At 63.1% G+C, this 12,851-nt stretch carries 11 protein-coding genes; 7 read left to right on the top strand and 4 right to left on the bottom strand.

Features of this window, described 5'->3' with window-relative positions; all coding sequences use genetic code 11:
* The first annotated feature begins 229 nt into the window (after window positions 1-229).
* Together mprF and IFT75_RS00685 are read left to right on the top strand one after the other, a co-directional pair.
* Window positions 230-2,887 carry a bifunctional lysylphosphatidylglycerol flippase/synthetase MprF gene (gene mprF, locus IFT75_RS00690; RefSeq protein WP_192052820.1) on the top strand — a complete coding sequence of 886 codons (2,658 nt, stop codon included), beginning with the start codon at window positions 230-232 and terminating at the stop codon, window positions 2,885-2,887.
* Window positions 2,887-4,167 (top strand): virulence factor family protein, encoded by a 1,281-nt coding sequence (locus IFT75_RS00685; RefSeq protein WP_192052818.1) that lies wholly within the window; start codon window positions 2,887-2,889, stop codon window positions 4,165-4,167. The genes mprF and IFT75_RS00685 overlap by 1 nt, the downstream gene beginning before the upstream one ends.
* A gap of 71 nt (window positions 4,168-4,238) precedes the next feature.
* Here IFT75_RS00685 and IFT75_RS00680 read toward each other — a convergent pair whose 3' ends face one another.
* Window positions 4,239-6,137, bottom strand: coding sequence for a potassium transporter Kup (locus tag IFT75_RS00680; protein ID WP_122476508.1), 1,899 nt, complete (start codon window positions 6,135-6,137; stop codon window positions 4,239-4,241).
* Window positions 6,138-6,333: 196 nt separating this feature from the next.
* On the opposite strand from IFT75_RS00680, the gene rimO reads away from it, so the two are divergent.
* From rimO to tsaA, 4 genes are all read left to right on the top strand, one after another.
* Window positions 6,334-7,671, top strand: a complete 1,338-nt coding sequence (gene rimO / locus IFT75_RS00675) for a 30S ribosomal protein S12 methylthiotransferase RimO (RefSeq protein ID WP_122476509.1) — start codon at window positions 6,334-6,336, stop codon at window positions 7,669-7,671.
* A gap of 152 nt (window positions 7,672-7,823) precedes the next feature.
* Window positions 7,824-8,534: an rRNA pseudouridine synthase gene (locus IFT75_RS00670; RefSeq protein WP_185794280.1), complete on the top strand. Its 711-nt coding sequence runs from the start codon at window positions 7,824-7,826 to the stop codon at window positions 8,532-8,534.
* 55 nt (window positions 8,535-8,589) lie between these two features.
* Complete coding sequence (locus IFT75_RS00665; RefSeq protein ID WP_192052816.1) at window positions 8,590-9,051, top strand: DUF1456 family protein; 462 nt, start codon at window positions 8,590-8,592, stop codon at window positions 9,049-9,051.
* Window positions 9,052-9,056: 5 nt separating this feature from the next.
* Window positions 9,057-9,749 (top strand): tRNA (N6-threonylcarbamoyladenosine(37)-N6)-methyltransferase TrmO, encoded by a 693-nt coding sequence (gene tsaA / locus IFT75_RS00660; protein ID WP_192052814.1) that lies wholly within the window; start codon window positions 9,057-9,059, stop codon window positions 9,747-9,749.
* A 63-nt stretch (window positions 9,750-9,812) separates the two neighbouring features.
* Here the strand turns inward: tsaA and fpr are convergent, their stop codons facing one another.
* The gene (fpr, locus tag IFT75_RS00655) at window positions 9,813-10,592 is read right to left on the bottom strand and encodes a ferredoxin-NADP reductase (protein ID WP_122476516.1); all 780 of its coding nucleotides are present in this window, start codon (window positions 10,590-10,592) and stop codon (window positions 9,813-9,815) included.
* 118 nt (window positions 10,593-10,710) lie between these two features.
* Between fpr and IFT75_RS00650 the strand changes: the two genes are divergently transcribed.
* On the top strand, window positions 10,711-11,637 hold the full coding sequence (locus tag IFT75_RS00650) for a LysR family transcriptional regulator (protein ID WP_122476517.1): 927 nt from the start codon (window positions 10,711-10,713) through the stop codon (window positions 11,635-11,637).
* Window positions 11,638-11,649: 12 nt separating this feature from the next.
* Here the strand turns inward: IFT75_RS00650 and IFT75_RS00645 are convergent, their stop codons facing one another.
* Complete coding sequence (locus IFT75_RS00645; protein ID WP_122476519.1) at window positions 11,650-12,012, bottom strand: diacylglycerol kinase; 363 nt, start codon at window positions 12,010-12,012, stop codon at window positions 11,650-11,652.
* Window positions 12,013-12,083: 71 nt separating this feature from the next.
* Window positions 12,084-12,734: a response regulator transcription factor ErdR gene (erdR, locus tag IFT75_RS00640; protein ID WP_122476520.1), complete on the bottom strand. Its 651-nt coding sequence runs from the start codon at window positions 12,732-12,734 to the stop codon at window positions 12,084-12,086.
* Window positions 12,735-12,851: the final 117 nt, after the last annotated feature.

Below are 12,851 nucleotides of genomic sequence, written 5' to 3'. Positions count from 1 at the left end.
GGAAGGGCCACTCTATAAACGGGTGGCCTTTTTCGTATGCGCTCGATAAAGCCCTCCGCCACGGCAACACGCCCTGCACACCTGCAATGTGAAAGTTGCTTTACAGTTCGCCACGCGTCGGTCACCGGTCGTGCGCAGGCGCTAGAATGGCGCGAATTATTTTTTCCACAGGGATTGGTACTTTGACGGGATCCCGGCATCCTGTTGCGCACAATCCAAGAGGTGATTGATGCGCTCTGACTTGCCCGATTCAACCGCTGTGGAACTCCCCCCCGCCGCTGCCGCTGCCAGTCCGATCAAGCCTGCGCGTGCCCGCTGGCTCGATCTGCTGAGCCGCTACCGGCAACCGGTGGGGCTGGCCGTTACCTTGTTGCTGTTCGCCATCGCGCTATTGGCCTGTCGGCACCTGCTCAGCGAGCTGGACATCTACGCCTTGCACGACTCGGTCCTGGCCACTCCGCCTGCCGCTTTGGGCGGGGCGCTGCTGGCCATGGTCTGCGGGTTCATCATCCTGCTGGGCTACGAATGGTCGGCCAGCCGCTATGCCAACGTCACCCTCCCCGCACGCACCCTGGCCCTGGGGGGGTTCACCTCGTTCGCCATCGGCAATGCCATTGGCCTGTCGATGCTGTCCGGCGGTTCGGTGCGTTATCGGCTGTACTCGCGATTGGGCGTGGGCGCCGGCGAAGTTGCGCGCATGACCCTGTTCGCCAGCCTTTCGCTGGGTTGCGCCCTGCCGCCGCTCGCTGCGGTGGCCACCCTCAGCAGCCTGCCCGCCGCTTCCATGGCCCTGGGGCTGTCACAGGGGCTGCTGGGGATGATTGCCGCAGTCGTGCTGGTACTGACCGCGCTGCTGGTACTGGGCGTCTATCGACGGCGCCTGGCCGAGCAGCCGCTGCCTCACAATCTGTTGGTGCGAGCGGGAAGTCGCACGCTGCGACTGCCCAGCGCACGCCTGACACTGCTGCAACTGGTCATCACCGCGCTGGACGTGGTGGCCGCAGCCACCGTGCTGTATCTGTTGCTGCCCGAAGCGCCGCCGTTCGGCGCTTTCGTGCTGATCTACCTGCTGGCGCTTGCCGCAGGCGTACTCAGCCACGTGCCTGGCGGAGTCGGCGTGTTCGAAGCGATCCTGCTGGCGGCGTTCGCCGATACCCTGGGCGCCGCGCCGCTCGCCGCGGCCCTGCTGCTGTACCGCCTGATCTATGTGGTGTTGCCGATGCTGGTGGCGTGCGTGGTGCTGCTGGCCAACGAAGCACGCCGCCTGTTTTTCGCTCAGCAGGCGATTCGCGTGGCTTCCGGGCTGGCCGCGCCGATATTGGCGGTGCTGGTGTTCCTCTCCGGCGTGGTGCTGCTGTTTTCCGGTGCCACGCCTGAGATCGACACCCGCCTGCAGGACCTGGGCTTCCTCATTCCCCATCGCCTCATCGACGCCTCGCACCTGGGCGCAAGCCTGGTGGGCGTGCTGTGCCTGCTGCTGGCCCAAGGGTTGCGCCGACGCCTGTCGGCGGCCTGGGTATTGACCATGGTGCTGCTGCTGGCGGGCGCCGTGCTGTCGCTGCTCAAGGGCTTCGACTGGGAAGAAGCGTCGTTGCTGTGCATGACCGCACTGCTGCTCGCGGTGTTCAAGCGCTCGTTCTACCGACCCAGTCGCCTGCTGGAGGTGCCGTTTTCGCCGCTGTACCTGATCGCCAGCGTGTGCGTGGTGGGCGCGTCGATCTGGTTGCTGTTCTTCGCCTACCAGGATGTGCCCTACAGCACCAAGCTGTGGTGGCAGTTCGCACTGGATGCCGATGCCCCCCGCGGCCTTCGCTCGGCCCTGGGCAGCGCGGTACTGTTGATCGTGGTCGCCCTGACCTGGCTGCTGCGCACCGCACGCCCGGTGATCCACCTGCCCACACCCGATGAACTGCAGCGCGCTGCAACCATCCTCAAGGCGTCGCACCAGCCCGATGGTGGCCTGGCCCTGACCGGCGACAAGGCGTTGCTGTTCCACCCCAAGGACGAGGCGTTTCTGATGTACGCCCGCCGCGGGCGCAGCCTGGTGGCCCTGTACGACCCCATCGGCCCGACCCAGCCGCGTGCCGAAATGATCTGGCAGTTTCGCGACCTGTGCGACTTTCACCACGCCCGCCCGGTGTTCTATCAGGTCAGGGCAGAGAACCTGCCGTTCTACATGGACATTGGCCTGACCGCGATCAAGCTGGGTGAAGAGGCTCGGGTCGACTTGCACGCTTTCGATCTGGAAGCCAAGGGCAAGGAGATGAAGGATCTGCGCTACACCTGGAACCGCGGCGGCCGCGACGGCCTGTCCCTGGAGATCTACGAGCCCGGCCAGGCACCGCTGGACGAGCTCAAGGTCATTTCCGACGCCTGGCTCAGTGGCAAGAACGTGCGCGAGAAGGGGTTTTCGCTGGGCCGCTTCAGCCCGGAATACCTGAACCATTTTCGTATCGCGATCGTCCATTTCGAGGGCAAGCCGGTGGCGTTCGCCAACCTGCTGGAAACCGACAGCAGGGAGCTGGCCAGCCTGGACCTGATGCGCGCGCATCCCCAGGCGCCCAAATTGACCATGGAATTCATGATGGTAGGCTTGATCCAGCACTACAAGAAACACGGTTACGCTCGCTTCAGCCTGGGCATGGTGCCGCTGTCGGGCCTGCAGCCTCGGCGCGGCGCACCCCTGACCCAGCGCCTGGGTTCGATGGTCTTCAACCGTGGCGAGCAGTTGTACAACTTCCAGGGCTTGCGTCGCTTCAAGGACAAGTTCCAGCCGACCTGGGAGCCTCGTTACATGGCCGTGCCGGCAGGCCTTGACCCGCTGGTCGCACTGGCCGATACCGCCGCCCTCATTGCAGGTGGCCTGACAGGATTGGTGAAACGCTGATGATTCGACGTAACTGGCGCAAGTTGTTCGCCTTGATCGTGGTACTGCTACTGGCGGTAGCCGGTTATTACTGGTTGGCCACCCGCCCTGTCCCTGCGGCGCAGCTCAGCGCCCAACGCCTGAACAACGGCAGCGATGCCCGCGAAGTCGTCCCCGGCACTCGGACCAAGTCGCGAGTGGCGATTGCACTGCCTGCTGCCGAAGCCTTGACCGACAAGCAGTTGCTGGACCTGAGCCGGGATGCCTCGGCGCACATCGTCCAGGTGATCCTGCCGGAAACCGACTGCGGCCTGCAGCAGGCCGCCCTGGACGCTGCCATCAAGCGTCTCGACGGCGCACCGGACCTGGTGGCTGGCATAGGTCCGGGTGCGTCGCTGGCCTGGCGCTGGTTGGCCACCCAGGACAATGACAAGGCTCAGGCAGTGTCGGTGGACCTGAGCGTGGAGAAACCGGACGGCTGTCTGCCGGAACTGCCGAAGAAGGCCGAGCATGGCCAGTGGATGGTTGCCTGGAATGACAACCCCGACGATGCCAGTGCAGCGTTCGTGCGTGACCAGCCCAATGCGCAGACTGTCATCAGCGACTACGACGTGAAGCTGCCGCAGGTGCTGAAGAACCAGATCACCGCCATCCTGGTCGGCACCGAGGGCACCCATCTGGCCATCCCGGTAGTCGAAGTGCCCGCCGCGCAGAGCAACGAGACCGTCAGCCTGTTCCTGTCGGGCGACGGCGGCTGGCGCGACCTCGACAAGGCGGTTGCCGGCGACATGGCGACGATGGGCTACCCGACCGTGGGTATCGACACCCTGCGCTACTACTGGGAACACAAGACGCCCGAGCAGAGTGCCGACGACCTGGTCGAGCTGATGCACTTCTACCGGCAGAAGTGGGGCGCAAAACGCTTCGTGCTGACCGGTTATTCGTTCGGTGCCGACGTGCTCCCGGCCATCTATAACCGCCTGCCCGCCGAGGCACAGGACAGCGTCAGCGCTATCATCCTGTTGGCGTTCGCCCGCAGTGGCAGCTTCGAGATCGAAGTCGAGGGTTGGCTCGGCAACGCTGGCAAGGAGGCCCCCACCGGGCCGGAAATGGCCAAGCTGCCGGCCGCCAAGGTTGTTTGCGTGTATGGCGAAGAAGAGGCCGACGAAAGCGGCTGTACCGAGCCGACTGCAGTAGGCGAGAAGCTCAAGCTGCCGGGTGGCCACCATTTCGACGAGAATTACCCGGCGCTGGCCAAGCGCCTGGTGCTGCAGATCGACAAGCGTACCGGCTCGAACTGATCGGGCTGTAAAAGCAAAGCCCCGGACCTGCGCAGGTACCGGGGCTTTTTTTTGTGCGGCCTACACCGAACCTACATCTCCACCTGCGTACCGAGTTCGATCACCCGGTTCACCGGCAGTTTGAAGAAGCGCAGGTTGCCATTGGCATTCTTCAGCATGAAGGCGAACAACTGCTCGCGCCAGCGCGCCATGCCGGCCAACTTGGAGGCGATCACCGTCTCGCGGCTGAGGAAATAGGTGGTGCGCATCGGGCTGAAGTCCAGCTCCGGCAGATCGCACAGGGCCAGGGCGCCGGGCACGTCCGGTTCGTCCATGAAGCCGTAATGCAGAATGACCCGGAAGAACCCTTCGCCATAGCTCTGCACCTCGAACCGACGTGCAATGGGCACCCTCGGTGTGTCTTCGTTGACCACCGTCAACAGCACCACCTGCTCATGCAACACCTGGTTGTGCAGCAGGTTGTGCAACAACGCGTGGGGCACGGCATCGGAACGTGCAGTAAGGAACACCGCCGTGCCCTGGACGCGATGCGGCGGCTGTACGCTGATGCTGCCGATGAAGATCGGCAGCGGCAACCCGCCTTCGTCGATCCGTTCGACCAGCAGTTGCTTGCCGCGCTTCCAGGTGGTCATGAGGATGAACAACACGGTTCCCGCCAGCACTGGAAACGCACCGCCCTGAATGATCTTCGGCACGTTGGCGGCGAAGAACAGGCCATCGACCAGAAGGCAACCCAGCAGAACCGGGACGGCCAGCACCGGTGGCCACTTCCACAGCAGCAGCATCACGGCCGACACCAGGATGGTGGTCATCAACATGGTCCCGGTGACGGCGACGCCATAGGCCGAGGCCAGCGCACCGGAGGATTCGAAACCGATCACCAGCAGCACCACGCCAACCATCAACGCCCAGTTCACAGCGCCGATATAGATCTGCCCCTGCTCGCTGCTCGACGTGTGCTGGATGTGCATGCGCGGGATGTAGCCCAGCTGGATGGCCTGCTGGGTCAGGGAGAACGCGCCGGAGATCACCGCCTGCGATGCGATCACGGTGGCCAGGGTGGACAGTGCCACCAGCGGCACCAGGGCCCAGCCTGGCGCCAGCAGGAAGAACGGATTGCGCGCCGCTTCGGGGTTTTCCAGCAGCAGGCCACCCTGGCCGAAGTAGTTCAGCACCAGGGCAGGCAGCACCAGAATGAACCAGGCACGGGCAATCGGTTTGCGGCCAAAATGCCCCATGTCGGCATACAACGCCTCGGCGCCGGTCAGCGCGAGCACCACGGCGCCGAGGATCGCCACACCCATGCCGGGGTGAACGATGAAGAAGCGCACTGCCCAGACCGGATTGAACGCCTTGAGCACTTCGGGGTGCTGGTATACCCCGTAGGCACCCAGCAGCCCCAGCACCAGGAACCACACCACCATCACCGGCCCGAACAGCTTGCCGATGCGTTGTGTACCGTGCTTCTGGATCAAGAACAGCGCCACCAGTACCACCAGCGCCATCGGCACCACCCAGCGCTCCAGGCCATCGAACGCCAGTTCCATGCCCTCGATGGCCGAAAGCACCGACACCGCCGGGGTGATCATGCTGTCGCCGTAGAACAGCGCGGCACCGGCCAGCCCGCACACCACCATCAAGGCACGCAGCCTGGGCAGCGAGGCGGTGGCACGCGTCGCCAACGCCGTCAGGGCCATGATGCCGCCTTCGCCCTGGTTGTCGGCGCGCAACACGAACAGCATGTACTTGATCGAGACGACCCAGATCAGCGACCAGAAAATCAGCGAGAGGATGCCCAGCACCCCGTCGTGGGAAATGGGCACGCCATAGCCCCCGGAAAAGACTTCCTTGAGCGTGTACAACGGGCTGGTGCCGATGTCGCCATAAACGACACCGACCGCTGCCACCAGCATGCCGATCGGTCGGGCCGCCGAATGTCCGCCATTGCCGTTACTGCTTGCCTGAACCATCGACCACTCCCGCACCCGTGATTTGTAACGCCATGTGGCGAGATGCGGCGAAGCATAGCGCAGCACTCGTCGCAATTCCTCGCATAATGCTGGTCAAGCGACCCAGCCATCGCTAGAATTGCGCACTTTTTGATCAGAGGCGTACCCAGCGCCCACCTGTGTGGCCCACGAGGCCCTATCGATACCGAGGTTAGCCATGTCCACCACTCCTTCGTCGGCCGCTCCAAAGGTCGGCTTCGTCTCGCTGGGTTGCCCCAAGGCCCTGGTCGATTCCGAGCGAATCCTGACTCAGTTGCGCATGGAAGGTTACCAGGTGGTGTCCACCTACGAGGACGCCGACGTGGTGGTCGTCAACACCTGTGGTTTCATCGATACCGCCAAGGCCGAGTCCCTGGAAGTGATCGGCGAAGCGCTCAAGGAGAACGGCAAGGTCATCGTCACCGGCTGCATGGGCGTGGAAGAGAATGCCATTCGCAAGGTGCACCCCAGCGTGCTGTCGGTCACCGGCCCGCAGCAGTACGAGCAGGTGGTCAACGCGGTGCACCAGGTGGTGCCGCCTCGGCATGACCACAACCCGCTGATCGACCTGGTACCGCCACAGGGCATCAAGCTGACGCCGCGTCACTACGCCTACCTGAAAATTTCAGAAGGCTGCAACCACAGCTGCAGCTTCTGCATCATCCCCTCGATGCGCGGCAAGCTGGTCAGCCGTCCGGTGGGCGATGTGCTGAGCGAGGCCGAGCGCCTGGTCAAGGCCGGGGTCAAGGAAGTGCTGGTCATCTCCCAGGACACCAGTGCCTATGGGGTGGACGTGAAGTACAAGACCGACTTCTGGAACGGTCGCCCGGTCAAGACACGCATGCTCGAATTGTGCGAAGCCCTGAGCACCCTGGGCGTCTGGGTGCGCCTGCACTACGTGTACCCCTACCCCAACGTCGACGACATCATCCCGCTGATGGCCGCCGGCAAGATCCTGCCGTACCTGGACATCCCCTTCCAGCACGCCAGCCCGAAAGTGCTCAAGGCCATGAAACGCCCGGCCTTCGAAGACAAGACCCTGGCGCGGATCAAGAAGTGGCGCGAGCAGTGCCCGGACCTGATCATCCGTTCGACCTTCATCGTCGGCTTCCCCGGCGAGACCGAAGAAGACTTCCAGTACCTGCTGGACTGGCTGAGCGAGGCGCAACTGGACCGCGTTGGCTGCTTCCAGTATTCGCCGGTCGAGGGCGCGCCTGCCAACCTGCTGGACGCTGCCATCGTCCCCGACGACGTGAAGCAGGACCGTTGGGACCGCTTCATGGCGCACCAGCAGGCCATCAGTGCCGCACGCCTGCAGATGCGCATCGGCAAGCGCGTGGAAGTGCTGATCGATGAAGTCGAGGAACAGGGTGCGGTGGGCCGTTGCTTCTTCGACGCCCCGGAAATCGACGGCAACGTGTTCATCGACGATGCCACCCACCTCAAACCGGGCGACAAGGTCTGGTGCACCATCGTCGATGCCGACGAATACGATCTGTGGGCCGAACTGGCCTGATTCGAGCTGCCCTGGCTCGACAGGCAAGACGGCGGCGACCGGCCCGGTTCGCCGCCACGCCAGCCGCAGGCGCCAGACGCCGGGCAATCTGCGCGGGCTTAACCGCCTCCAGGCAGTTACACTAGCGCCCTTTCCTTGCTACGGCCGCAGTCATGTCTGAACCCACTCGTCTTTCCAAACGCCTCATCGAACTGGTCGGGTGTTCCCGCCGCGAGGCCGAACTCTTCATCGAAGGCGGCTGGGTGTCCGTTGACGGCGTGGTGGTCGACGAACCGCAGTTCAAGGTGGACGCACAGAAGGTCGAGCTCGATCCTCAGGCCAAGGCCGAAGCACCGGAGCCGGTGACCCTGTTGCTGCACCAGGCACCGGGACAGAGTGCCGAAGACGCGCTGGCTACGCTCAACGCCCAGACCCTGTCCAGCGAGCACGGCTTCGGCAAGCGTCCGCTCAAGGGGCACTTCCTGCGCCTGAGCTGCGCGGCCGAGCTGCCTGCCAATGCCAGCGGCCTGCAGATCTTCACCCAGGACTGGAAGACCCTGCGCAAGCTGACCGCCGATGCGGCCAAGATCGAACAGGAATACGTGGTGGAAATCACCGGCGAGATCAGCCCCCACGGCCTCAACCGCCTCAATCATGGCGCGATGTACAAGGGCAAGGCGCTGCCGGCGGTGAAAGCCAGCTGGCAGAACGAGACACGCCTGCGCTTCGCCTTGAAGAACCCGGCACCCGGGGTGCTGCAGCAACTGTGCGCCAGTGTCGGTCTGACGATCGTCTCGATCCGCCGCATTCGCGTGGGCGGTGTGTCGATGGGCAAGCTGCCCCTGGGCCAGTGGCGCTACCTGACGACCAAGGAAAAATTCTGAACCCTCTCTTTTTCCGGCGCTGCCTGGGCAGCGTCGTTCAACCAGGATACACACCATGATCCACAACGATGTACTGCGCAGCGTGCGCTACATGCTCGACATCAGCGACGGCAAGGTTGCCGACATCACCGCTTTGGGCGGACTGGAAATCAGCAAGGCCGACGTCATCAGCTACACCAAGAAGGACGAAGAAGAAGGCTTCGTGCATTGTCCGGACGCTGTCCTGGCGCATTTTCTCGATGGCCTGGTGATCTATCGCCGCGGTCGCGACGAGACCCGCCCCGCCCAGGCGGTCGAGCTGCCGGTCACCAACAACATCGTCTTGAAAAAACTGCGCGTGGCCTTCGAACTCAAGGAAGACGACATGCACGCCGTGCTCAAGTCGGTCGACTTTCCGGTGTCCAAACCTGAACTGAGCGCCTTGTTTCGCAAGTTCGGCCACAACAACTACCGTGCGTGCGGCGACCAGTTGCTGCGCAACTTCCTCAAGGGCCTGACTCTGCGAGTCCGCGGCTGAGCCCCATGGCCTATAGCGTCGAACCCATCGGTTTTATCCGCTCCTGCTTCAAGGAAAAATTCGCCATTCCGCGCCAGCCGCAACTGGCGCCGGCCGCGCGCGGCGTGCTGGAGCTGCTGCCACCGTTCGATCAGGGTGAGGCCGTGCAGGGCCTGGAACAGGTCAGCCATGTATGGCTGCTGTTCCTGTTCCATGAGGCCCTGGAAGACAAGCCGCGTTTGAAGGTCCGTCCGCCGCGCCTGGGCGGCAACAAGTCGATCGGCGTTTTCGCCACGCGGGCCACCCATCGGCCCAATGGCATCGGTCAATCGGTGGTCCGCCTGGACAAGGTCGAAGGCGCGCGCCTGCACCTCTCCGGCATCGATTTGCTCGACGGCACGCCGGTGCTGGACATCAAACCCTACGTGCCCTATGCCGACAACGTGCCTGCTGCCGTCAACGCCATCGCCAGCGCCGCGCCCGAGCCCATTGCCGTGCAGTGGCTGGACGCGGGACTGGCGCAAGCCAGGACGCATGCCATGCGCCTGGGTGAGCCGTTGGTGGCGTTGATCGAGCAATGCTTGGCCCAGGATCCGCGCCCGGCCTACCAGAAGCCTGCCCCCGAGCGCGAATACGGTGCCCGGTTCTGGGATGTGGACGTGCGCTGGCATTACCCGCGCCCCGACTGCATCTGCGTGCTGGAAGTGGTGCTCTCCTGAGCCTGCGCATCGCCCACAAAAAAACCGCCCGAGGGCGGTTTTTTCATGGTGCTGGCCAGCCGCTTACTTCTCGACGAAGGCGCGCTCGATCAGGTAGTCACCCGGCTCGCGCATGCGCGGCGAGACGGTCAGGCCGAAGCTGTTGAGCACTTCGCTGGTTTCGTCGAGCATGCTCGGGCTGCCGCACAGCATGGCACGGTCGTCCTGCGGGTTGATCGGCGGCAGGCCGATGTCGCTGAACAGCTTGCCACTGCGCATCAGATCGGTCAGGCGGCCTTCGTTCTCGAACGGCTCGCGCGTCACGGTGGGGTAGTAGATCAGCTTGTCGCGCAGTGCCTCGCCGAAGAATTCGTTCTGCGGCAGGTGCTCGGTAATGAACTCGCGGTAGGCGACCTCGTTCACGTAGCGCACGCCATGGCAAAGAATGACCTTTTCGAAACGCTCGTAGGTTTCCGGGTCCTGGATGACGCTCATGAACGGCGCCAGGCCGGTGCCGGTGCTCAGTAGATACAGGTGCTTGCCCGGCTTGAGGTCATCGAGAACCAGCGTGCCGGTGGGCTTCTTGCTGATGATGATCTCGTCGCCTTCCTTCAGGTGCTGCAGCTGCGAGGTCAGCGGGCCATCGGGCACCTTGATGCTGAAGAACTCCAGATGCTCTTCCCAGTTCGGGCTGGCGATCGAATAGGCGCGCATAAGCGGGCGGCCAGTGGGTTGTTGCAGGCCGATCATCACGAACTGCCCGTTCTCGAAGCGCAGGCCCGGATCGCGGGTGCACTTGAAGCTGAACAGGGTGTCATTCCAGTGATGAACACTGAGTACACGTTCGTGGTTCATGTTGCTCATGTACGGGGCTCCTAGAAAAAGCGTACGCCTGACAGGGGCGCGATTGCGCAATAGTTTACGGGGCTCAACAATATCTGTTAAATGGATTATTAAGATATGGGTAATCGGTTATATAGATATGCGATTCACACTTCGTCAATTGCAGGTATTCGTCGCCGTGGCCCAGCAGGAAAGCGTGTCACGCGCCGCCAACCTGCTGTCGCTGTCGCAGTCGGCGACCAGCACCTCGATCACCGAGCTCGAACGGCAATCGAGCTGTCAGTTGTTCGACCGCGCCGGCAAGCGCCTGAGTCTCAACGCCTTGGGTCATCAACTGCTGCCCCAGGCCGTGGCCCTGCTCGACCAGGCCAAGGAAATCGAAGACCTGCTCAACGGCAAGTCAGGATTCGGTTCGTTGGCGGTGGGCGCGACTTTGACCATCGGCAACTATCTGGCCACTCTGCTGATCGGCCGTTTCATGCAGGTGCACCCGGAAAGCCAGGTCAAGCTGCATGTCCAGAACACTGCGAACATCGTTCAGCAGGTGGCGCACTATGAAATCGACCTGGGGCTGATCGAGGGTGACTGCAGCCATCCAGACATCGAGGTGCAACCCTGGGTCGAAGACGAGTTGGTGGTGTTCTGTGCGCCACGGCATCCATTGGCTTCGGTGCCCAGCGCCAGCCTGGCCTTGCTGACCCAGGAGGCGTGGATTCTGCGCGAACAGGGCTCGGGCACGCGCCTGACATTCGACCAGGCCATGCGTCACCATCGCCTGGCACTCAACATCCGTCTGGAACTGGAACACACCGAAGCGATCAAGCGCGCCGTGGAGTCCGGGCTGGGCATCGGGTGCATTTCCCGGCTGGCACTGCGTGATGCCTTTCGGCGCGGCAGCCTGGTGCCGGTGCACACGCCCGAGCTGGATCTGGCGCGGCAGTTCTATTTCATTTGGCACAAACGCAAGTACCAGACCTCGGCCATGCGCGAGTTTCTCGACCTGTGCCGCGCCTTCACCGCCGGCGCGCAGCGCAGTGACGAGATCGTCCTGCCCGACATCGCCTGAGCCAGGCATCGGTCAAAGCAGAATCACCGCCCACACCAGCACGATCATGCTCAAGGCAACGAACTGAGCTGCGCTGCCCATGTCCTTGGCATTCTTCGACAATGGGTGACGCTCCAGCGAGATGCGATCGATAGCCGCCTCGATCGCCGAGTTGAGCAATTCAACGATCAACGCCAGCAGGCACACCGCGATGAGCACCGCGCGCTCCACGCGGCTGACCTGCAACAAAAAGCTCAGCGGCACCAGCACGACGTTGAGCAACACCAACTGGCGAAACGCCGCTTCGCCAGTGAAGGCTGCACGCAGACCATCGAAGGAGTAACCCGTAGCATTGAGAATACGTTTGAGGCCGGTCTGGCCCTTGAAAGGTGACATGCGCGACGATCCAGGAAAGGAAGACGGCCGACGATGAAACGTTCGGCGTGAAAAAGGCGTGACAGTGCAGCTCAGTTGGCGGAGGTTGACTCCAATTGTTGCAACAGCAGGGCAGCCTGGGTGCGAGTACGCACGCCGAGCTTGCGAAAGATCGCTGTTACATGGGCCTTGATGGTGGCTTCCGACACGCTCAACTCGTAGGCGATCTGCTTGTTCAACAAACCTTCGCACACCATGGTCAGTACCCTGAACTGTTGGGGCGTCAGGCTGGCAAGCCCCTCGCTGGCGGCCTTGGCTTCCGCCGAAACGCTGACCGCCTCGAATGCCTGCGGCGGCCACCAGACTTCCCCATCCAGCACCTCGCGTACGGCCGCTTGAATGGTTTCGAGCGAACTGGACTTGGGAATGAAGCCACTGGCGCCGAATTCACGCGAGCGCACCATGACCCAGGCGTCTTCCTGAGCCGAAACCATCACCACGGGTATGTGCGGATACTGGCCGCGCAGCAATACCAACCCGGAAAAACCGTAGGCGCCGGGCATATTCAGGTCCAGCAGCACCAGGTCCCAGTCGGCCTTTTCGTCCAGGCGCCCTTCGAGCTCGGCAATGCTCGCCACCTCTACCAGACGCACTTCTGCGCCCAGACCCATGGTCAAGGCTTGATGCAGCGCGCTGCGAAACAGCGGATGGTCGTCGGCGATCAGGATTTCGTAAGTGGCCATCGATCACAGGATTCCAGGAAATGAAGCCGTTCGGACAGTATCCGCCCGATTCGGCGCCAAGAATGCCGACCCCGGCCATGGTGGTCAAGCGACTCCATGGCCAGAGCCCGCGTCGCC

This window comes from Pseudomonas sp. CFBP 8758 (assembly GCF_014841725.1).
GTDB classification, from domain to species: domain Bacteria; phylum Pseudomonadota; class Gammaproteobacteria; order Pseudomonadales; family Pseudomonadaceae; genus Aquipseudomonas; species Aquipseudomonas baltica.
This window is presented reverse-complemented; position numbering and strand designations above follow the sequence as displayed.

Coding starts and splice junctions, on each gene's coding strand:
- IFT75_RS00685 (WP_192052818.1), top strand. CDS start 2,887: ATGATTCGACGTAACTGGCGCAAGTTGTTCGCCTTGATCGTGGTACTG.
- mprF (WP_192052820.1), top strand. CDS start 230: ATGCGCTCTGACTTGCCCGATTCAACCGCTGTGGAACTCCCCCCCGCC.
- rimO (WP_122476509.1), top strand. CDS start 6,334: ATGTCCACCACTCCTTCGTCGGCCGCTCCAAAGGTCGGCTTCGTCTCG.
- IFT75_RS00680 (WP_122476508.1), bottom strand. CDS start 6,137: ATGGTTCAGGCAAGCAGTAACGGCAATGGCGGACATTCGGCGGCCCGA.
- IFT75_RS00650 (WP_122476517.1), top strand. CDS start 10,711: ATGCGATTCACACTTCGTCAATTGCAGGTATTCGTCGCCGTGGCCCAG.
- IFT75_RS00665 (WP_192052816.1), top strand. CDS start 8,590: ATGATCCACAACGATGTACTGCGCAGCGTGCGCTACATGCTCGACATC.
- IFT75_RS00670 (WP_185794280.1), top strand. CDS start 7,824: ATGTCTGAACCCACTCGTCTTTCCAAACGCCTCATCGAACTGGTCGGG.
- fpr (WP_122476516.1), bottom strand. CDS start 10,592: ATGAGCAACATGAACCACGAACGTGTACTCAGTGTTCATCACTGGAAT.
- IFT75_RS00645 (WP_122476519.1), bottom strand. CDS start 12,012: ATGTCACCTTTCAAGGGCCAGACCGGCCTCAAACGTATTCTCAATGCT.
- tsaA (WP_192052814.1), top strand. CDS start 9,057: ATGGCCTATAGCGTCGAACCCATCGGTTTTATCCGCTCCTGCTTCAAG.
- erdR (WP_122476520.1), bottom strand. CDS start 12,734: ATGGCCACTTACGAAATCCTGATCGCCGACGACCATCCGCTGTTTCGC.